General features: G+C 74.7%; 18 protein-coding genes. 9 read left to right on the top strand and 9 right to left on the bottom strand.

All coding sequences use genetic code 11. The features are described 5' to 3' along the window. Together OMK64_RS10180 and OMK64_RS10175 are read left to right on the top strand one after the other, a co-directional pair. On the top strand, positions 1-229 hold a 229-nt coding region (locus OMK64_RS10180; protein ID WP_272728019.1), incomplete at its 5' end, for a hypothetical protein. A 1-nt stretch (position 230) separates the two neighbouring features. Continuing rightward, positions 231-3,113, top strand: a complete 2,883-nt coding sequence (locus OMK64_RS10175) for a YhgE/Pip domain-containing protein (RefSeq protein WP_272728017.1) — start codon at positions 231-233, stop codon at positions 3,111-3,113. A 147-nt stretch (positions 3,114-3,260) separates the two neighbouring features. Here OMK64_RS10175 and map read toward each other — a convergent pair whose 3' ends face one another. Beyond that, entirely contained in the window at positions 3,261-4,031 is a 771-nt protein-coding gene (gene map / locus OMK64_RS10170; RefSeq protein WP_272728015.1) for a type I methionyl aminopeptidase, read from the bottom strand. Between the two features lie 67 nt (positions 4,032-4,098). On the opposite strand from map, the gene OMK64_RS10165 reads away from it, so the two are divergent. Both OMK64_RS10165 and OMK64_RS20890 read left to right on the top strand, forming a co-directional pair. Beyond that, entirely contained in the window at positions 4,099-4,392 is a 294-nt protein-coding gene (locus OMK64_RS10165) for a helix-turn-helix domain-containing protein (RefSeq protein ID WP_272728013.1), read from the top strand. Between the two features lie 79 nt (positions 4,393-4,471). Further along, positions 4,472-5,011, top strand: coding sequence for a VanZ family protein (locus tag OMK64_RS20890; protein ID WP_272728011.1), 540 nt, complete (start codon positions 4,472-4,474; stop codon positions 5,009-5,011). 160 nt (positions 5,012-5,171) lie between these two features. Here OMK64_RS20890 and OMK64_RS10155 read toward each other — a convergent pair whose 3' ends face one another. Then, entirely contained in the window at positions 5,172-6,854 is a 1,683-nt protein-coding gene (locus tag OMK64_RS10155) for a leucine-rich repeat domain-containing protein (RefSeq protein WP_272728009.1), read from the bottom strand. A 212-nt stretch (positions 6,855-7,066) separates the two neighbouring features. Here OMK64_RS10155 and OMK64_RS10150 point away from each other — a divergent pair, with 212 nt between their 5' ends. Continuing rightward, positions 7,067-9,928, top strand: a complete 2,862-nt coding sequence (locus OMK64_RS10150) for a helix-turn-helix transcriptional regulator (RefSeq protein ID WP_272728007.1) — start codon at positions 7,067-7,069, stop codon at positions 9,926-9,928. A 2-nt stretch (positions 9,929-9,930) separates the two neighbouring features. Here OMK64_RS10150 and OMK64_RS10145 read toward each other — a convergent pair whose 3' ends face one another. Together OMK64_RS10145 and OMK64_RS10140 are read right to left on the bottom strand one after the other, a co-directional pair. Then, positions 9,931-10,815, bottom strand: a complete 885-nt coding sequence (locus OMK64_RS10145) for a dienelactone hydrolase family protein (RefSeq protein WP_272728005.1) — start codon at positions 10,813-10,815, stop codon at positions 9,931-9,933. 9 nt (positions 10,816-10,824) lie between these two features. Continuing rightward, entirely contained in the window at positions 10,825-11,226 is a 402-nt protein-coding gene (locus OMK64_RS10140; protein ID WP_272728003.1) for a hypothetical protein, read from the bottom strand. Positions 11,227-11,523: 297 nt separating this feature from the next. On the opposite strand from OMK64_RS10140, the gene OMK64_RS10135 reads away from it, so the two are divergent. Together OMK64_RS10135 and OMK64_RS10130 are read left to right on the top strand one after the other, a co-directional pair. After that, on the top strand, positions 11,524-14,262 hold the full coding sequence (locus OMK64_RS10135) for a glycoside hydrolase family 9 protein (protein ID WP_272728001.1): 2,739 nt from the start codon (positions 11,524-11,526) through the stop codon (positions 14,260-14,262). A gap of 194 nt (positions 14,263-14,456) precedes the next feature. Beyond that, positions 14,457-14,810: a hypothetical protein gene (locus OMK64_RS10130; protein WP_272728000.1), complete on the top strand. Its 354-nt coding sequence runs from the start codon at positions 14,457-14,459 to the stop codon at positions 14,808-14,810. Positions 14,811-14,913: 103 nt separating this feature from the next. Here OMK64_RS10130 and OMK64_RS10125 read toward each other — a convergent pair whose 3' ends face one another. Continuing rightward, positions 14,914-15,690 carry an SRPBCC family protein gene (locus OMK64_RS10125; RefSeq protein WP_272727998.1) on the bottom strand — a complete coding sequence of 259 codons (777 nt, stop codon included), beginning with the start codon at positions 15,688-15,690 and terminating at the stop codon, positions 14,914-14,916. 214 nt (positions 15,691-15,904) lie between these two features. Here OMK64_RS10125 and OMK64_RS10120 point away from each other — a divergent pair, with 214 nt between their 5' ends. After that, positions 15,905-16,411: an SRPBCC family protein gene (locus OMK64_RS10120; RefSeq protein WP_272727996.1), complete on the top strand. Its 507-nt coding sequence runs from the start codon at positions 15,905-15,907 to the stop codon at positions 16,409-16,411. Between the two features lie 79 nt (positions 16,412-16,490). Here the strand turns inward: OMK64_RS10120 and OMK64_RS10115 are convergent, their stop codons facing one another. From OMK64_RS10115 to OMK64_RS10100, 4 genes are read right to left on the bottom strand one after another with little or no spacing between them, the layout of a single operon-like run. Further along, on the bottom strand, positions 16,491-16,853 hold the full coding sequence (locus tag OMK64_RS10115) for a hypothetical protein (protein WP_272727994.1): 363 nt from the start codon (positions 16,851-16,853) through the stop codon (positions 16,491-16,493). Between the two features lie 11 nt (positions 16,854-16,864). After that, complete coding sequence (locus OMK64_RS10110) at positions 16,865-17,311, bottom strand: hypothetical protein (protein ID WP_272727993.1); 447 nt, start codon at positions 17,309-17,311, stop codon at positions 16,865-16,867. Then, positions 17,308-19,440, bottom strand: coding sequence for a hypothetical protein (locus OMK64_RS10105; RefSeq protein WP_272727992.1), 2,133 nt, complete (start codon positions 19,438-19,440; stop codon positions 17,308-17,310). Before OMK64_RS10105 ends, OMK64_RS10110 begins: the two co-directional genes overlap by 4 nt. After that, the gene (locus tag OMK64_RS10100) at positions 19,437-19,733 is read right to left on the bottom strand and encodes a hypothetical protein (RefSeq protein WP_162353509.1); all 297 of its coding nucleotides are present in this window, start codon (positions 19,731-19,733) and stop codon (positions 19,437-19,439) included. The genes OMK64_RS10105 and OMK64_RS10100 overlap by 4 nt, the downstream gene beginning before the upstream one ends. A 177-nt stretch (positions 19,734-19,910) precedes the next feature. Between OMK64_RS10100 and OMK64_RS10095 the strand changes: the two genes are divergently transcribed. Further along, the gene (locus OMK64_RS10095) at positions 19,911-20,447 is read left to right on the top strand and encodes a hypothetical protein (protein WP_272727990.1); all 537 of its coding nucleotides are present in this window, start codon (positions 19,911-19,913) and stop codon (positions 20,445-20,447) included. Positions 20,448-20,459: the final 12 nt, after the last annotated feature.

The following is a 20,459-nucleotide window of genomic DNA, read 5'->3' as shown; positions in this document are numbered from 1 at the left end:
GCAGCGCGCCGGGGTGGCCGAGGACCGCCTGTGGGTCGCCGCGGCAGCGGTCGCGGGGGGGCTGCGGCGGGAACAGGCGGCCGGGGGAGAGCCCCGCGACGGACCCGTGCCCGGCGATGGGCGGGGTGAACAGGCCCTGGCCCGGAATCGCGCCGCGCACCGCGGACCGGATGGCGCCGTGGCCGATGAACTCGACGCTCGTCCGTACGACCCCCAGCCGGAGGCCTGACGTGCGCCGCTCCACCACCACCGCGGCCGCGGCCGCCCTGCTCACGCCGCTGCTCGTCGCCCTCGCCTGCTCCCCGGCGCTCGCCGCGGGCGCAGTCTCCGGCTCCGGCGACGGCGACGTCACCGTGACCAACACCGAGACCATCCAGGCCCGGCTCTCCGCGACGGGCGCCCTGCAGGAGGCGCGCGTCTACGACCAGCTCGCGTTCACCGGCCACGGCAGCGCGACCGTCGAGAACCCGGTGTCCACGAAGGGCCTGCGGAACCTCGACGGCTTCGGCGGGTACCGCGTCGTCGACGGTCGGCTCGTCGCGACCGTCGACGTCGACGGCGAGCGCCGCGCGCGCACGGTCAGCACCTACGACCGCGACCTGCCCCTCACGGTCGAGGTCGAGTACACGCTCGACGGCAAGCCCGTGCAGCCGGGGGCCGTCGTCGGCCGCTCCGGAACCCTCGGCGTCCACTACACCGTCACCAACACGACCGGGAAGACGCAGGACGTCACCTACGACGACGGGACCGGCACCCAGGCCACCGCCTCCGCCGAGACCGTCGTGCCGATGATCGGCCAGCTCGTCACCGTCCTGCCGTCCAGCTTCACCGACGTGCGGTCCGACGAGGCCGGTCTCGCGGGCGACGGCCGCGGCGGCACACGGCTGCAGTTCCAGATGACGCTCTTCCCGCCCATCGGCTCCGCGACCGCCGAGTTCGAGTACACCGCGACGGTCCGCGGCGCCGTCGTCCCGCCCGCGACCCTCACGTCGATGCCCGTCTCCCCGCTCGACTACCCGTCGTTCAAGGGCGGCGCGGAGAGCTACCGGTCCGGCGCGCAGAAGGGCGTCGACCTCACCGCGGGTGCGACGCAGATCGACGACTCCGTCCTGCAGCTCCACGACGGCGCCGCCCAGCTCCTCGCGGGCCTCCTCCAGCTCCGCGACGGCGCCGCCGAGCTCTCCGCGGGCCTGAACGACGAGGCCGCCCCCGGCGCCGCGGAGCTCGCGGGCGGCCTGAACGGCCAGGCTGCACCGGGTGCCGCGACGCTGGACGCAGGCCTCGGACAGCTCGCGCCAGGCGGACAGCGCTTGGCCTCCGCGCTCAACGACCTGCTCTCCCCCGGGGCGTCGCGACTCTCTGCAGTGCTCGCCGGCGAGGTGGCACCAGGCGCGGGTCGCCTCGCATCCGCCCTGGACGCCGAGCTCGCACCGGGCGCCGGTCGCCTCGCATCCGCCCTGGACGACCAGCTCGCACCGGGCGCCCAGCGCCTCGCGACCGGGCTGAACGGTCAGCTCGCTCCTGGTGCGCAGCAGCTGGCCGCCGAGCTGGGGACGAAGGCCGTACCCGGTGCCGCTCAGGTCGCCGCGGGTGCCCAGCAGCTCGACACGGGCCTCGCCCAGGTACGAGCAGGAGCGCCCCAGCTGCTCGGCGGGCTCGCTCAGGTCAGCGGCGGTCTGGACCTCGTCGACGCCGGCCTCGCCAAGCTGTACGGCGACATCGGTGCACTTCCGCAGGACCCGGGCGTCCAGCAGCTCCAGGCGGGTATCGCGACGCTCAGGGCCGCGTCCGCGACGCTCACGGGTGCGGTCGACCAGGTCCGCACCGGCATCGCGGGGGCCTCGACCAAGGCGACAGCGCTGTCGGACGGCGCGGTCACGCTCGGTGGTCAGCTCGATGCTGCCGTGGACGCCCTGGGGTCGCTCCGCGCCGGCATGGACCCGGCCTACCTCGCGCAGTACGACGCGGTCGTCGGGCAGCTGACGGCAGGCGTCCCCGTGCTCACCGACCGGACGGACCCCGCGACCATCGCGGGCGGGGCGACGGCACTCGCCCAGGGCCTCACCGGCGCAGCCGGGACGCTCGCGCAGATCGAGTGCGGGCTCGACAGCGGGTCGCTTCCCGGGACGTGCGACGCCGCGAAGCCGGGCGTCGTCCAGGGTCTTGCCGCGGTCGACGCGGGCGTGAGTGCGCTCGTGTCCGGGGTCGTCTCGAAGGTGCAGGCGGGCGTCGGCGACGACGACGACACGTCGGTCGACGGCACCCTGCGCGGTGGCGTCCATTCGCTCCAGGTCGGCACGGACGCGATCAGCGCCGGTGGCGGCACCCTCGCGTCAGGGCTCGACGCCCTCGGGACAGGTGCCACACAGCTGAACGCCGGTGCCGGCGCGCTCTCGACCGGTCTGGCGACGGCCGCTTCAGGATCCGCCGCCCTCGCGGCCGGCCTCCGGGACGCGGCGACGGGGTCAGCCGCCCTGTCGACAGGCCTGGCCGAGTCGGCCTCCGGCTCGAAGCGCCTCGCTGCGGGCCTCGTCGAGTCCGCCTCCGGCTCGAAGCGGCTGGCCGCGGGCCTCGTCGAGTCCTCGGACGGTGCCAAGCGCCTCGCGGCCGGTCTCGTGGAGTCGGCAGCCGGCTCGACGCGCCTGTCGAGCGGTCTTGTCGACGCGGCGGCTGGCGCGCACCGGCTGTCCGACGGGATCGACGACGCCGCGGACGGGTCGCAGCGTCTGGCCGACGGGCTCGTCGACGCGGCCGACGGCTCGACGCTCCTGGCCGACGGTCTGGACAGCGCGGCCGAGGGTGCGCCGAAGCTGGTCGACGGGACGCAGCAGCTCTCCGACGAGGGCACGTCGCAGGTCGTCGCGAGCGGCCAGGCCACGGCGGAGGACTTCGGCGTCAAGTACGCGGTCCTCGCGGCCGGTGCGGAGCGGGCTCAGGTGGAGGGCATGGCCTACGGCGCACCCGAGGGTGCGGTCGGCGCCACGGCGTACTCGCTCGAAATCGCGGGGGTCGACGGCGCGGGTGCGACGAACCTCGGCCGGCTGGCCGCAGCGATCGCCCTGTTCGCCGCGGGGATCGGCGTGGCGACGCTGGCGCGTCGTCGGATGCCCTGACCCCTCCGCAGGACATCGGAGGCGTGCGGTCCCGCTCGGGGCCGCACGCCTCCGTCGTTCCGGCGTCCTCCGAGCGCGAGGAACCGGGGCCGCGGTGGCGCACCGCGTCCCGTGCGACGAGCGCGCGACCGGCGGCCCGGCGCCGTCTCAGCGGGGGAGCGTGAGGATCTGCGCGCCGTCGTCGGTGATCGCGACCGTGTGCTCGGAGTGCGCGGTGCGGCAGCCGGTCGCGCTGCGCAGCGTCCAGCCGTCGGGGTCGGTCACGAGCTCGTCGGTGTCGGCCATGACCCACGGCTCGAGCGCGAGCAGCAGGCCGGGGCGCAGCGTGTACCCGCGCCCGGGCCGGCCGGTGTTGGGCACGTGCGGGTCCTGGTGCATGGTCGTCCCGACGCCGTGCCCGCCGAACTCGGTGTTCACGGGGTAGCCGGCACCGGTGAGGACCGTGCCGATCGCGTGCGAGACGTCGCCGAGCCGGACGCCAGGACCGACGGTCGCGATCGCGGCGGCGAGCGCGCGCTCGGTCGCGTCGATGAGCGCGACGTCCCCGGCCGGCACCGCGGAACCGACGACGAAGCTGATCGCCGAGTCCGCGACCACTCCCCCGAGCGACACGGCCAGGTCGAGCGTGAGCAGGTCGCCGTCCGCGAGCGCGTAGTCATGCGGGAGCCCGTGCAGGACGGCGTCGTTGACGGACGTGCAGATGTAGTGCCCGAACGGCCCGCGGCCGAAGGACGGCGCGTAGTCGACGTAGCAGGACTCGGCGCCGGCGTCGGTGATCATGCGCTGCGCCCAGCGGTCGATGTCGAGCAGGTTGGTGCCGACGGTCGCGCATCCGCGGAGGGTCTGGAGGATGTCGGCGACGAGCGCGCCGGTGTCGCGGGCTCGTCGCACCTCGGTGGGCGACAGGATCTCGATCATCGGGCCAGACCTTCCGCGGTGCGAATAACTATCCCGGCCATACTATCCCGGTATTAGTATCGGTGGCATGGTCCGGTTGCCGCTCACGCCCGACGACGTCGCCCGGGGACAGCGCCTCGGCGCGCTGCTGCGGCGCGCGCGTGCCGACCGGTCGATCCTCACGGTGGCGCTCGACGCCGGCATCTCGCCCGAGACGCTGCGCAAGATCGAGTCGGGCCGTGTCGCGACCCCCGCCTTCCCGACGGTCGCCGCGATCGCCGAGGTCCTCGGCCTCTCGCTAGACGCGGTGTGGGACGCGATCAAGGGCCCGGACGCGCTCGACCGCGTCGAGCCTGAGAGCGGCACGCGTCTCGCCTCGTAGCCGTCGGCCCGCACCTCCGACCACACCCGCCGCCACCGGCTGCGTCGCCACTCCCCGCCCTAGCCCGGAGCCCGTCCCCGTGATCTCCACCCTGCTCGTCGCCCACCCGTGGTTCGGCCCGACGGTCCTCGCCGTCCTGGTCGTGACCGGCCCGCTGCTCGGGTGGTGGCTCCTCGGCCGCCCGCCGCGCGTGTCGTGGGCGCTGTTCGGCGTCTCGCTCGTCCCCGTCGTGCTGCTCACGCTCGTCCCCGTCCAACGCGAGCTGTTCGAGCGCTGCGCGGTCGGCTGGGCGCTCCCGACGTTCGGCCGGGTCGAGCTCCTCGCCAACGTCCTGCTGTTCGTCCCGCCCGTGCTGCTCGCGGCCGTGGCGACCCGTCGGCCGCTGCTCGCGCTGCTGGGCGGTGTCCTCGCGTCGGCGTGCATCGAGGCGGTGCAAGCGCTGCTGCCGGTGCTCGGACGTTCGTGCGACACGAACGACTGGCTCTCCAACGCGATCGGCGCCGCGCTGGGTGCCGTACTCGCCGCGGTCGCGCTCGTCCTCGCGCGACGACACAGCCCGCGGACCGACGACGCGCAGGAACCGGTCGACGCCGTGCGCGCTGAGGACGCCGTGCGCTGAGGACGCCGTGCGCTGAGGACGCCGTGCGCTGACCACGACGCCGTGCCCTCACCACCGTTCCCCTGCCGGACGCGGCGTGCCGTGCGGTCGGGCCACCGCGCCGCAGCGTGCACCCGTCCGTCGCCGGCCGACCGACGCGACGACCCGTCCCGCGGTCGGCTCAGGCCAGCCCGCCGACGTAGACCCCGCGTGCCCGGAGCTCCTCGATCCCGGGCGTCGTCCCCGGCAGGCCCTCGACGTCGACACCGAGCAGGGCCGGCGCGTCCACGAGCGGCCGCAGATCGGCCACCGGGTTGCCGCCGATCCACAGCTCGTCGAGGGCCGGCATCCCGGCGAGCGGCGCGAGGTTCACGACCTGGTTGTCGCGCGCGTCGATCTTGGTCAGCTGTGCCGCGCCCGCCAGGGGGGACAGGTCGACGACGGCCGCGTCCGAGACGTCGAGCTCGATCAGGCCGCTGGACCCGGCGAGCGGCGACAGGTCCGACACGCCCGTGCCGCCCAAGCCGACGAATCGCAACGAGGTCGTCCCCGCGAGCGGACCCAGGTCGCGCACCCCCGTCCCCGACAGGCCGAGGTTGTCGAGCGGCAGCCCCGCCAGCGGCGTCAGGTCCGCGACGCGCGGGTTGTTCGTCAGGCGCAACGACGTGAGCCGGGTCAGCGCCGCGAGCGGCCGCAGGTCGGCCACGTCCTGGCCCGTCAGGTCGACCTCCCGCACCGACGTGAGCCGCTCGACGCCGTCCAGCGACCGGATCTGCGCACCTCCGCTGCGACGCGGGCAGTCGACGGCGAACACGTCGTCGAACCCGCGCGGCGCGAGCCCGTCACCCCGGCCCGCGCCGAGGGCCCGCTCGAGGCACGCCGCGAGCACGGGATCGGCCACGACCTCGTCGACGACGCGCTGCTCCGCGACCCGCACGCTCGACGCGGTCCCGACGACGACCACCACGACGGCCGACACGCCGAGGGCGATCAGGCGTCGCCGCCGCTCGATCGCCCTGCGCTCCTCAGGTGCCGCCGTCCGGACGGACGGCTCCCCGCCCTCGAGGCGACGCCACGCGACCACGGCGCACGATCCGGCGACGACCGCCGCCGTGGTGGCGACCAGGCCAGCCGCGACCACCCCGTCCTGCAGCACCACCGCGAGGGACGACGGCCCGCCGCGGTACCGCGCGACCGAGACGACCGTCCGCGCGGTCCACGCGGCGGCGGAGAGAGCGGTCGCCGACGCACCGACCGCCACGGCCAGCGCACCGCCGACGACGGGACCCCGGCGCCGCAGCAGGACGCCGATACCGGCCGCGCCCAGCCCGGCCCCCACGCACGTGAGCCACACGCCCGCGAGCGTGCGGGGTGACGACACGAGCAGCCAGATCCACGGCCGGGACGGCAGGCGCACGGAGGCGGGGTCGGCCGAGACGACGAGCAGCCCGGCGACGACCGCCACCGCGCCGGCCGCCACGACACCCACGACGACACCGGCGCCGCGCGACGTCGGGCGGCGCGCCCCGGGCGCGACCGACCACGACCCGTCCACCCGCGACGCGACGCTCGCGGTGTCCGGCCCAGCGGCGGGCGACCGTCGCGCCACCCCGTCCAGCAGGAGCGCGACCGCGGGGACGAGCCCGAGCACGAGGACCAGCAGCGGCAGCGCGTCCCCACGCAGAGCCCACAGCGCCTCGACGGCGTCCGACGGTGCGCCCTCCCCGAGCAGCGCGCGGAACCCGTTCCCGACCGTCGCCCACGTCCCGCCGCCGACCAGCGTCGCGGCGGTCCAGACCCCCGCGACCGCGGCGACGCCTGCACCGGCACGCCGCACGGTCTCGACGCGCGCCCCGTCGGGCATCCCGTCTCCTGTCGGTCGTCCGGCGGCCACCGGATCCGGTGCCGGGCCGACCGTACCCAGCGGCCGACGGCGCCCGGACCGGGTCGGTGTCGAGGTGTAGTGAAGGCTCTGCGCGGAGCGCCGCCGTCGCGGCGACGGCGTGCACGCAGAGCCGTCCGTCCCCGTCGAACCGCATCGTCGACCGCGTCCGACGCCGGAGTACGGTGACGTTCGTGAGCACCGGGCTGCTCGACCGCGACCGCGAGCTGGCCACGCTGACCCGGCACCTCACCTCGATCCGGGCCGGTGCGGGCCGGGTGGTCGTCGTCGAGGGTCCGGCCGGGATCGGCAAGTCGAGCCTGCTGGCGGCCGCCGCCCGGGCCGCTGCCGCGGACGGCTTCGTGACGTGCTCGGCGCGCGGCGGACCGCTCGAGTGCGACGCCGTCTGGGGCATCGCCCGCCAGCTCTTCGAGCCGGTCCGCAGGCGCGGGGACTGGGCGGACCTGACGACCGGCGCGGCGGCACTGGCCGGTCCGGCGCTGGCGCTGGCCGCACCCGAGCCGGCGCCCGGCGGCGACGCGATGCACGCCGCGGTGCACGGGCTGGTCTGGCTCGTCAGCAACCTCGCCGAGCGCCAGCCGGTGCTCCTCGTGGTCGACGACGCGCACTGGGCGGACGCGTCGTCCCTGCGCTGGCTCGCCACGCTGTCGCGCCGGCTCGTCGACGTGCCGGTCGGGGTGCTGTGCGCGGTCCGCTCCGGGGAGCCCGCCCCGTCGGCCGACCTGCTGGCCGAGCTCCTGGCCGCGGCACCCGATCCCACCGTGCGGCTCGGTCCCCTGGGCCTCGCCGCCGTGGAGGACATCGTCGCCGGCGCGCTGCCGGGGGCCGAGCAGGCGTTCGTCGAGGCCTGCCACACCGCGAGCGCCGGCAACCCGTTCCTGCTGCATGTGCTGGTCGCGCAGGTGCAGTCCGAGGGCATCGCGCCGACGCGGGCGTCGGCGGCGCGGCTCGACCAGGTCGGGGCCGACCAGGCGGCGCGGAGCGTCGTCCGGCAGCTCGCGCGTCTGCCGGCCGGCGCCGACCGGCTGGCCGGGGCGCTGGCGGTGCTGGGTCGGGACGCGCCGGTGCGGCACGCCGCCGTGCTCGCGGGGTGCTCGCTGCCCCAGGCTGCCGCGCTGGCCGACGCGATGCGCGCCGCCGGACTCGTGCACGGCGAGCACGAGCTCACCCTGGCGCACCCGCTGATCGCGTCGTCGCTCGCCGCACACCTGGGACACGGGGAGCGCGCACGGCTGCACCGGCAGGCCGCCGACCTGCTGGCCGGTGAGGGGGCCGAGCCCGAGGGGGTGGCGCTGCACCTGCTCCGCACCGACCCGGGTGCCGACGCCGTGGTGGTGCGCACGCTGCGGGCCGCGGCTGCGGGTGCGGGCGCCCGTGGCGCACCGGAGAGCGCGGCGGCGTACCTGCGCCGCGCGCTCGTCGAGCCCCCGGCGGGTCGGGAGACCTCCGCCGCGGTGCACCTCGAGCTCGGCCTCGCCCAGGCGGCGCGGTGGCAGCCCGACGCGCCGGCCCTGCTGCGCACGGCGGTCACGCTCGCCGACCCGTCGCACCTGCGGGTCGCGGTGGCCCTGCGCGGAGCTCGCGCGCTGGGGATCGCGGGGATGTTCGAGGAGGCCATGGACCTGGCGCGGCGAGGGCTCGCAGGTGCGGGCAGCGCATCCGACCGGGCCGTCCCGGGCGCCGCCGAGGAGCGGGAGCGCCTGGAGCACGAGCTGGTCATGGACGCCGCGATGCAGGCCGGCACCCACGCCGAGGCCGTCCGACGGCTCCGCGCCGCGCCGTCGGACCCGTTGCTGCCGGGCCTGGCCGCGGTGAACGCGGCGATGGGCGCCACCTGGGCCGGGCTCCCCGCGACGACGGTGAGCCGGCTGCTCGCGCCCGCGCTGGTCCGCGACGTGTTCAGCACCGAGATGGACTCCCTGCTCCCCACCGCCGCGGCCGTCGTCCTCGTCGGCATCGACGAGCTCGACGCCTCCATCGCCTGGTCGACGGCCCTGATCGACGTGGCGCGTCCGCGGGGTTGGCTCCTCGCGCTCACGCAGGGGTGTCTCCGGCGGTCGATGGCCCTGGTGCGCGCCGGGCGGATCCGCGACGCCGAGCCCGACGCCCGTCTGCTGTTCGAGGTCATCCACGGCAACACCCCGCCTGCGGCGTTCACGTGGGCGCTGCACACGCTCGTCGACGTCCTCACCGAGGCCGGCCACCTGGACGAGGCCGAGACCGTGCTGCTGGAGACGGGCCACGGCGGGGCGCCACCGCCGGGAGCCATGGGCTCGCCGTTGCTGCTGCAGAGCCGCGCGCGCCTGCGGCTCGCGCAGGGGCGCTTCGACGAGGCCTACGCCGACACGGAGGAGGCCCGGGTCCGGTGCGAGGAGCTGACGGTGCAGCACCCGGTCCTCGCGGCGTGGCGGGTGACGCAGGTCGAGGCCCTCGTCGCGCTCGGTGAGCGGCGTCGGGCCGAGGTCATCGCCCGCGAGCAGCTCCGGCTGGCCGACCTGCTCGGCACACCCGGCGCCCGCGCCACCGGCAGGCGGACCCTCGCCGCGACGATCGACGGCCCGTCGCGCGTGCCGCTGCTCGAGCAGGCGACCGACCTCGCCGCGTCGTCGCCCGCGCGGCTCGAGCGCGTCCGCTGCCTCGTGGACCTCGGGGCGGCGCTCCGGCGGTCGAACCGGCGGGCCGACGCGCGGACACCGCTGCGCGCGGCTCGGGACCTCGCCGACCAGCACGGGATGACGCTGCTGGCCGGACGTGCCCGCGACGAGCTGCACGCCAGCGGCGCCCGTCCGCGACGACCCGCGACGACCGGACCAGGCTCGCTCACCCCGGCGGAGCACCGCGTCGCGACCCTCGCGAGCCAGGGGGTCGGCAACCGCGACATCGCCGGCCAGCTCTACGTCACCCGGCGCACGGTGGAGACGCACCTGACGCACGCCTTCCAGAAGCTCGGCGTCCGCAGCCGCGCTGAGCTCCCCGACGCCCTCGGCGAGCCGCACCTGGCGCGGCCGGGACCGGCCGGTGCGGCCGCGCGCTGACGTCAGGGGTGGGCCAGGAAGAAGTCGACGACCTGCTGCCGGAAGTCGCTCGTGAGGACGTGCGACCCGTACAGCTCGTTGACCTGGCGCTGCGCCTCGGCCTGGAAGTCCGTCGTGAAGGACGGCCCGGGCGACACGACGGCCCAGTTGATCGCACTCGCAGGCCCGACCGGGACCGAGCACGCGTCGAGCTGCGCGCCCGCCTGGAGGTCCGCGACCGCGTCGGCGGAGTCGGCGGGGCTCACGCTCGAGGTCGGGTCGCTGATGCGCTCGAAGGCCTCGGGCAGCAGGCCGGCCGGCTCGTTGACGTAGAACGCCCAGTCGACGCCGCTCGCCGCGATCGCGGCCCAGTTCGCGACGAGCCCCGCGTCGGTCGGCGGGATGCGCTGGTCGTTGCGGCCCACGACCCACAGCGTCGGGGGCGGCAGGACGACCGTGCTCGAGAACGTGCTCGCGACGCCCCGGACGTTGAACAGCGCAAGCGCCCGGGCCGGCGTGAACACGGTCGCGAGGCTCGCGAACGCGCCGCCCGACGAGAAGCCGAGGTAGTAGACGTCCGACCCGGCGAACCCGAGGAGGGAGATCAGCGCGTCCACGTTGACGAGGTCCTGGTTCGTCACGGGGTCCGCCGTCATGTCGTAGTCACCGCTCGGGCCGGCGCTGTCCAACGCCGCGACCGCGTAGCCGGCGTCGACGAGCGCCTCGACCTGGAGCCGGTTCTCCATCAGCCGGAACCAGACGCTCCCGCCACCTCCGCCGTCGAACAGCACGACCAGACCGATCGCGCCCGCCGGGACGTGGTGCCGCACCGTCGCCCCGTTGACGCTGGTCGCGGTCAGCGTCCAGGTGAAGCTCGGTGGTGCGTTGTCTTCTCTGTGCCAGCACATGTCGACTCCTCATCCCGCCGAGGTGAGGACCTCGATGTCGGACAGCTCGTCGTCCGTGAAGATCGGCGGCAGCGGGCTGTGCACGCGGACGTTGACCATGATCTCGTCGGCGTCGCCGACGGGGTCCTCGCCGAGGACCGAGCGGGCGACGGTGTGGCGCTCGACCACGCCTTCGAAGACCTGGTCCCTCTCTCCGTCGGTGACCTCGAACCGGTGCCGGGGGAACTCGGTGAGCGTCGGTCCCTTGATCCCGCCGTCGGAGCCGTGCGCGGTCGTGTGCGCGTGGAAGTTGAGCCCCATGGCCGCCAGGTGCCGGTCGATGGGCGTGAAGGTGGCGTCGTACTCGACGCGCAGCGTGACCTGGCCCTCGGACTCGCTCAGGGTCAGGTTGGGGTTGGTGATGCTGGGCATGATCCGTCTCCCGGTGTGCCTGCCGAGGCGCTGGTCGCCTCCGTCGGCACGAGCCTTCGCCCCGCGGCGGTGCCGCACATCGTGGTGGGCACCACGAGGATCCGTGACGCGCCCCCGCACGGGGACCGTGCCCCGGGGACCGGGGACCGTGACGGCCTAATCGATTCCGCTCCCGGAGCGCCCCTGACCTGCTGCGCGGGCGCCCTAGCGTGGACGGAGCCTTCCCCCGACGACCGTGCCGGCCGGGCCTCGTGGTGACGGCACCCTCACCCGTCGTCCGTCCAACGAAGGACCGCCATGTCACGGAACACCCACCACCGAGGGCCACGCCGGGCCCGCGTCGCCGCCGTCGCGGTCGCCGCCGCCCTGGCCGTGTGCGGCGTCGTCGCCCCGCAGGCGGCGTTCGCGGCCCCCGACCCGGGCTCGCAGGTCAAGGTCAACCAGGTCGCCTACGTGCCGGGCGTCGCCAAGGTCGCGACGCTGGTCAGCACGTCGACATCGCCCGTCGCGTGGACGCTGCGGAACGCGGCCGGCACGACGGTCGCGTCCGGCCAGTCGACCGTGCGGGGCGCCGACGCGCTCTCCGGCGACTCGACCCACCTGATCGACTTCTCGACGTTCGACACCCCGGGCTCCGGCTACGTCCTGTCGGCCGCCGGCGCGAGCAGTCTCCCCTTCGACATCTCCGCGGATCCCGTCAAGAAGCTCCGCTACGACGCGCTCGCGTTCTTCTACCACCAGCGCAGCGGCATCGCGATCGAGTCGCAGTACGTCGGCGGCACCTACGCGCGGGCCGCCGGGCACCTCGGCGTCGCGCCGAACCAGGGCGACACGAGCGTGCCGTGCCGGCAGTCGTGCGGGTACAGCCTCGACGTGCGCGGCGGCTGGTACGACGCCGGTGACCAGGGCAAGTACGTCGTCAACGGCGGCATCGCGACGTGGCAGCTGCAGAACGCCTACGAGCGGACGCTGCACGTCGCGGGCGCCGACGCCACGGCGCTGGCCGACGGGACGATGGCGATCCCCGAGCGCGCCAACGGCGCCCCGGACGTGCTCGACGAGGCACGGTGGGAGGTCGAGTTCCTGCTCCGCATGCAGGTGCCGGTCGGGCGCACCGACGCCGGGATGGTGCACCACAAGATCCACGACGAGAACTGGACCGCGCTCCCGACGATCCCGGCACGGGACAGCCAGCGTCGGCTCCTGTCGCCGGTGAGCACCGCGGCGACGCTCAACATGGCGGCCGTCGCCGCGCAGGCGTCGCGCCTGTGGAAGACGCTCGACCCGACGTTCTCCGCGAAGGCCCTCTCGGCCGCGCAGACCGCGTACGCGGCGGCGAAGGCGAACCCGAACCGGCTCGCCTCGAGCTCCGACGGGACGGGCGGTGGTGCCTACAGCGACGACTCGGTGACCGACGAGTTCTACTGGGCCGCCGCCGAGCTGTACGCGACGACCGGCTCCGACCAGTACCGCGCCGACGTCACCGGCTCGTCGCTGTACAAGGGCCGCAGCTTCGCGCAGCGCGGGTACGACTGGGGCTGGACCGGCGGGCTCGGCGACACGACGCTCGCGCTCGTCCCCAACGGTCTGCCGGCCACCGACGTCGCCGCGACCCGCTCCGCGATCGTCGCGTTCGCCGACGCCGCCCTCACCCGCCAGAACGCCCAGGCCTACCCCGCGCCGAACAACGCCGGGTCGGTCTACTACTGGGGCTCGAACGGCCAGGTGGCGAACAACGCGAACGCCCTCGCGCTCGCGTACGACTTCACCGGCCAGGCGAAGTACCGCACGGGCGTCTTCGCGACGCTCGACTACTTCCAGGGCCGCAACCCGCTGAACCAGTCGTACATCGCGGGTTACGGCGAGCGGGCCGTGCAGAACGTGCACCACAGGTTCTGGGCGCACCAGGCCGACGCGTCGCTGCCCATCGCACCTCCGGGGTCGTTCTCGGGCGGCCCGAACAGCGAGCTGCAGGACCCGATCGCCGCCGCCCACCTCGGTGGCTGCGCGGCGCAGAAGTGCTTCGTCGACCACATCGAGGCGTACTCGGTGAACGAGGTCGCGATCAACTGGAACTCGGCGCTGGCCTGGCTCGCGAGCTGGGCGGCCGAGCACGCGGGGACCGCGCCGGCCGTCGACACGACACCGCCGGCCGTCCCGGGCACGCCGACCGCGAGCGCCGTCACGGACACGTCGGTCACCCTGACCTGGACCGCGTCGAGCGACCCCGAGAGCGGGATCGCCGGGTACGACGTGATCCGCGTCGCGGGCGACGCGCTGCAGATCGTGGCGTCGACGACGACCGCCTCGGCGACGGTGACAGGCCTGACGCCCAGCACCTCGTACACGTTCGTCGTCCGGGCCCGCAACAACGCCCGGCTGTCGTCCGACTCGGCGTCCGTCACCGTGCGGACCACCGGCACCACGGCCGACCTGCCGCCCAGCACGCCGGGCCTCCCGGTCGCGTCGGCGATCACGCAGACGGGTGCGACGCTCACGTGGACGGCCTCGACCGACGACAAGGGCGTGACCGGGTACGACGTCCTCCGCGCGCAGGACGGCACCGTCGTCGCGACGTCGAACACCCCGTCGGTGACGCTCACCGGCCTCACGCCGTCGACGGATCACGTGCTGACCGTCCGGGCCAAGGACACCGCCGGGCAGCTCTCCGCGCTGTCGCCGAGCGTCACCTTCCGGACGCTCCCCGAGGTCACGCAGCCGCCCGGCGGCTGCAAGGTCACCTACGCGGCGAACTCGTGGGGCAACGGCTTCACCGCCTCGATCACCGTCACGAACACCTCGTCGTCGGCGTGGACGTCCTGGCGGCTCGGGTTCACCTTCCCGGGCGACCAGAAGGTCACGCAGGGCTGGAGCGCCACCTACAGCCAGACGGGGTCGGCCGTGACCGTGACCAACGCGCCGTGGAACGGCACCGTGCCGGCCGGGGGCTCGACGAGCATCGGCTTCAACGGCTCGTACAGCGGGACGAACACCGCCCCGACGGCGTTCACCGTCAACGGGACGCCCTGCGCCTGACGCGTACGGGTCGCGCGCCGTGAACGGCGCGACGTCCCGCGGTGCGACGACGGCCGCCGGTCCACGTGACCGGCGGCCGTCCGCACGTCCAGCCCCCCTGGTCGGACCGGGAGGGTCGCTCACGCTGGAGACCGCCCGGTAGGTCACCGACGACGCCTATCGTCTGACCCGATCATCCCCATGGGAGGAAGATGATGGCGTCGCCCCTGACCGCACCGACCGCGCTCGAGCTCGCCGAGCTCGGGCTGGACGCTCAGGTCGGTGACGAGCCGTGGGTGCGCACGGTGACCTTCGACGCCGCGGGCGTCGCGTCCGTCGAGCTGACGTGGGACGAGATCGCCGGATCCGTGTACGTCGTCTGGAGAGACGCCGCGGGCACCGGGATCGCCGAGATCACCCGGGAATCGGTCGACACCGTGTCCGTGTCGTCGCACCACGACGGCTATCTCGTGGCGATCGCCTGCTCGAGCGAGCAGCTGGGCGGCGCACTCACGGTGTCCGTCACGTCCAGCGGCGTCCAGATCAAGCACACTCTGCTCCGACGCTGACGGGCTGCGGTCGCCGGCCGTCGTGCGTCTGACGGGCGACTGTGCCACGACGGCCGCCGGTCCACGTGACCGGCGGCCGTCGCGCTGATCCCGCGGCTGGCGGTCAGATCCGGGTGCCGGGGTCGGTCTCGTCCTCGGTCGCAGGCACGGTCCCGGTGGACGGCACGTCCGTGACGACGACCTCCACGTCCTCCTCGACGACGGGCGTGACCGCGACGTCCTCGGTCAAGACGGGCGTCACGTCGTCGTACTCGGCGACGACGACGTCGTCGGTCGAGCCGCTCGTCCGCGTCGCAGCGGCCGCAGCGACGCCGGCGGCGGCGAGACCCACCCCGGCAGCGACGGCCTTCGCCGAGACCCCGGCCTTGCCCGAGTCGCCCCGCGACGCCGCGGCATCCTCGACGCCGGGTGTGCCGCCGCCCGTGCCGGCCCCGACGGACCCGCGCCAGGCGCCCGTCGCGTACCCCTCGGCCTCGATGAACGCCTTGAACCGCTCGAGGTCCTTCTCCGCCTGGTTCTCGACGACGTTCAGCTTGTCGCCGACCTTCTCGACCAGGCCTTCGGGCTCGTACTCGAGCGACAGGTGGACCGAGGTCTGCCCGCCACCGACGTCCTCGAACGTCACCGCGCCCGCGTTGGTCGCGCCCTCGGTGGCGGCCCACGCGACCTTGCGGTCGGGCACCTGCTCGAGGACGCGCGCCTCCCACTGGCGCTTCACGCCGGCGATCTCGGCCACCCACTGCAGCCGGTCGTCGCTCAGCTGGGTCACGGACTTCACACCGCCCATGAACTGCGGGAAGTCCTCGAACTGGGTCCACTGGTTGTACGCCACGGCCACCGGCACGTTCACCAGGACCGACTTCTCGACTTTCGTGGTCATCGACTTTCCTCACGTCGAGCACTCACGACGGGGCCGCTGCTTCTCCAGCCCGGTGCCCCCAGCATGCGCGCCGACGCGACGCCCCGCCCGCCGGGTCCCCGCGCCCGGCGGCCGACGACGGTGCGGCGAGCGAGACGCCCAGTCGCCGGCCGGTGAGTCCTCGCGGCGCTGCGGGTCCGTACTCCACGACCGTCGGACCCAGGAGGAGGACGCCATGCCCGAGACCCCGCAGACCCACGACGTCGTCGCCGCGCGGACGGTCCCGGTGAACCCGCGCGACGCGTGGCGGGTGTGGACCGAGCCCGGCCTGGTCCGCCAGTGGTGGTGCCCGGGCCCGTTCACCTGCCCCGTCGCCGTGCTCGACGTCCGCGAGGGCGGCACGTCGCTCCTGGGGATGCGCGCACCGGCCGAGATGGGCGGGGCGACGACGTACACGTCGTGGACGTACACCCGCGTCGACGCGCCCCACGAGCTGCGCTACGACCTGCGGTTCGTCGACGCTGACGGCCACCACCTCGGCCCGGCGGCGTCCGGCCTGGACGGCGTCCCCGACCCCGTGCCGCACGTCGTGACGTTCGAGACCGCCGACGACGGGACGCGGATCACCGTGATCGAGCGCGGCTACACGACCGAGGCGTCACGCGACCTCTCGGCCGCCGGTCTCGAGGCGTGCCTCGACAAGGTCGAGGCCCTCGCCGGCGCGATGGCCACCAGCGGCTGACACGCCTCACGGCGGACGACGGACCTCCGACGAACGCCCGTCACCGCCGCCCGGGCACCGTCCAGCGGCCCGGCGGCGCTCACAGCGAGATGGTCGCCGGGTCCAGCCGCTCCGCGGCCCAGAGGACCGACTCGTTGTCCAGGACCCACACGGGCCCCGCGGCCGCGGCGGCGATCGCACCGACGGTCTCGACGAACAGCACCTCGGACCGGCACTCGACCGGCAGACCGTGCACCCGCGCCATCGACGGGACGTCGTCGACCCCGTCGGCCGCGGTGAAGGGCTGCTCGCGGAAGTCGTCGGCCGGGTACTCGTCGCGGAAGAGCGTCAGCAGGAAGCCGTCCGGCCCCCGGAGCTGGGCCGTGTCCTCGACCGCGGTCCCGCCCACACCGACGATCACGTCGCGCGCCACCTCGAACAGGTCCGCGTCCTCGCTGAGCACGAGCGCACCCTTCACCGCTCAGCCGAACGGTCCGGGAGCGCGACGTCACGACGAACCTCGCGGACGTCCGTGAGATCGCCGATGGGGACCGTGCCCTGCGCATAGCCGTTGTAGTACTGGTAGTCGAGATAGGGCGGCCGCCCCGGGGGCTCGTCGCCGCGGTCGAACGGGGCCCTGTCCTGCCAGTGGTCGAAGTGGGTGACCGAGGCGTGCTCACCGTCGTCGTCCAGCGCGTCGACCTCGACGACCCACCGGCCCGGGGCGCGGGCCCACACCTCGATCCGGTAGGCCTCCTCGACGACCGACCAGCCGACCTCCCGCCACCAGCCGTACCGCTCGTCGTAGCGGACCTCGGGGGTCGCCGTCGCCGGCTCGTCGACGACGAGGTCCAACCCTTGCGTGCCGAACCGTGCGCGGTAGGTCCGTCCGTCGACGACCGCGTACTCACCGAGCCTCATCGCACCTCCGTCACGGACTCCCACCGGCGGTTCCGGTAGATGGCGACGATCTGCTCGGTCCCGTCCGGACGTGTCACCCACATCTCCGTCCCGTCCTTCAGCTGAGGTCGCTGCTCGTACTTCCACTCCGGCGTGTACTCCGAGCCGTCACCCGACCACCCGTTGCCGCGGTACGGGTTCTCCCAGCTCACGGCGCGATCCATGTCGGTGAGGACGTCGGGCTCGACGCCGAGCTCGCCGGCCAGGTTCTTCCACGCCTGGGCGCGCTTGTCGAGGTCGGTGATCGCCGCGATCTGGTCGAACCGGGACGCCGACAACCCGTCGGTGGAGGGCAGGTACTGCGACCGGCGGACGATGTCGAGCGGTGCCCGCGGGTTCACGGGCGTCACCATGGTGTCGTCGATCTCGAGGTCCCGCGCCGGGAACCGCACGGAGAACATCGACTCGTCGGGGGCGAACGGCGTGTCGTCGTAGTTCAGGCCCAGGTACCGGTAGAGCCGCGACGTGTCCATGCCGGACACGTCCGCGACCCGGGAGACGAAGCTCGACACCGAGTTCAGGTCGTACCTCGCGCCCTTCCCGGCGGCGACCAGCTCGTCCACGCGCATGACCGTGATGTCGTCGGCCGCGTCCTCGAACGCCTTCGACCCGAGAGCCCGCAGCGCGTCCTGCGGCTGGATGATCTTCTGGACCGCGTCCGTGGGCAGGACCGGCGGCATCGCGTCGCGGATCGCGACGAGCTCTCGCAGCGTCGTGGGCGACAGGGTGTGGATCGGGCGCGCGACCAGCGAGTCGAACTGCGCCCGCGTCCACCCGCGGTCCCGCAGCTCCTGGTCGAGGACGTGCTCCCAGTTCGCCTGGTCGGCGACCTCGGCGGCCCCGAACCGGATGTCGTGCTCGACGCCCGACCCGTCGACCGCCCGGCGGGTCCCGGTCGGGTCCAGAGGCGCGACGGGGCCCCTGCCGTCCGGGTCGCGAAGGTCGTCGAGGTCCTCGCCGAGACCGTCGGGGGCGGTCCCGGTCCCGGTGCTGGGCTCCGCACCCGTGCTCGGGGCGTCGTCGGTGCGGCGACCGGCGCCCGCGAGCCACTCCTCGAGCTTGCGGGTCCACGACGCCGGCAGGTGCTTCCACGTCTTCTGGACGATCTTGCCGAGCGCGCCGGCGCCGAGCAGCGACGTGACGGCGAGGCCGAGCTCGAGCGTGCCGCGCTGCACGAGCTCCTGCCCGTCGATCGTGCCCTCGCCCCAGTCGGCCGCCACGTCGAGGAAGTCACCGACGGACACGAGGGTGAAGCCGACGCCGACGACCTTGAGCCCGAAGGACAATCCCGCGACGACACCCGCGCCGCCCGCCGGGACGGCACCGACCCCGAAGCCGAACACGCCGCCGATCGCGGCCCCGCCCATGCCGCCGATGATCGCGAGCGCGATCGTGAGCACCGCCCCGACGGCCACCACGACCCACCCGACGACCCGGCACACCGACGCGAGGACACGGAACACCGCGACGTGCTCGCCGATGAAGTCGCGCAGCCCGTCCAGGTTCTCGTCGATCCAGCCGCCGAGGTCGCCGCTGGTCCGGTCCCACCAGTCGGCAACCTGCCCACCGGCCTCGAGGATGCCGTCCCAGGCCTCGGTGGCGGCGTCCGCGACACGGTCCACACCGTCCGACACCGCCCCGGACAGGTCGTCCCAGCGGTCGCCGAACCAGTCGTCGATCCCGCGGGACCTCTCGGTGTCGCGCTCGTCGGCCTCCTGCTCCTCGACCGGTGCCGCGCTCCACGTCAGGGCCGATCCCCTGCCGGCGAGCGCGGTCTGGGTGAACGGGCTGGCGGGGACGAACGGGTCCGGGTCGTCGACCAGCGGCAGGGTCGCACCGAAGGCACCGTCGTAGCGCATCGCCGCCAGGTCCCGTGCGCGCGCGACGTACGGGTCGAGCGTGCCCAGCACGTGCGTGCCGAGACGGTCCGCCATGGTCTGCGCCTCGTCCATCGCCCCGGTCGGCACACCCAGGGCGACCATCCGGTGCCGCAACGGGCCGAGCGTGTCGCGCACCGCGTCACGGGTCGCGGCCACGTCCGAGCGGACCTCCGACAGCGCCTCCGGGCAGACCTCGACCAGACGCGTCACGCGACGCCCTCCGCGTCCTCGCGTGCCCGCCCCAGCGCGCGCTCGGCGTGCGCGAGCTCGTCCGCCACGGCCTCCTCGATCCGGACCAGCGTCCGCGGGAGCGCGGCGGCGGCCGGCGCGAGCTCGTCGCGGTGCAGCCGGTCGGCCGCCGTCCCCGTCCAGGTGCCGGCGGACCCGACGGCCTCGGCGGCGCGGTGCAGGGACGGGACGCCCTCGCGCGCCTCGCGCACCTGTCGCAGCAGCAGGCGCAGGTCGTCGACGCGGCCCTGCGCCCGGGTCAGCTCGTCGGTCACGTCGTCACCCCCCTGCGCGTCGCGGGTCGATTCGTATGGGATCGTCCGGGTGTGCACCCTAGCGTCGAGCGCACCTCCCCGGGACCCGGTCTGCCGGGCATCCCCTCACGGCCCCCGTTCGGCTTCGGCGTGACCGCGCCCGAGGGCTGGCACGCCCTTCGAGGAGACGCGCCGTCGATGCGCGACGACCTCGTCGGCCTCGTCGCGCGCACTCCGCTGTGGGCGGCGCTCGACGAGCGTCGTCGCCGCGGCGCGGCCGCGGTGCTGGTGTCGGTGGCCCGGGCCAGCGCGGGCAGCGGTGCGCTGGTGACGCTGCTGCGTCTGGGTTCGGCGGGGGACGCGCGCTCCGAGCCCGAGGTCAGCACGATCTCCCTGACGTGGCTCCGCACGGCCCCTCTCCGGGCGGACCTCACTCTCGCGCGGGTCGTCGTGCAGGGCGACGCGACCGTCGACACGGGCATCGGGCCCGGCCTGGTCGCGCGCCGGGTCGAGCGGACCGTCACGGGCGCTCTGAGCTCGACCTCACAGGTCGCCGCACCGGTGCCCGGGAGCATCTGGCTCGCCGTGGTCACCGGCACGACGTCGGCACCGCAGTACGCGGACGACCTGCACGACGCCGTCCTCGCCTTCGCGGCCGGGCTGCACGTCGACCGGCCCTCGACCGCCCCACCGGACCGGGTCGCGGCGCGGGAAGGAGCCGCCCCACCGCACTGATCGGGCCCGGGC

Source organism: Cellulomonas fimi, from assembly GCF_028527925.1.
Lineage (GTDB): Bacteria > Actinomycetota > Actinomycetes > Actinomycetales > Cellulomonadaceae > Cellulomonas > Cellulomonas fimi_C.
The sequence above is the reverse complement of the archived record's forward strand: the minus strand, read 5'-3'. Positions and strand labels throughout refer to the sequence as shown.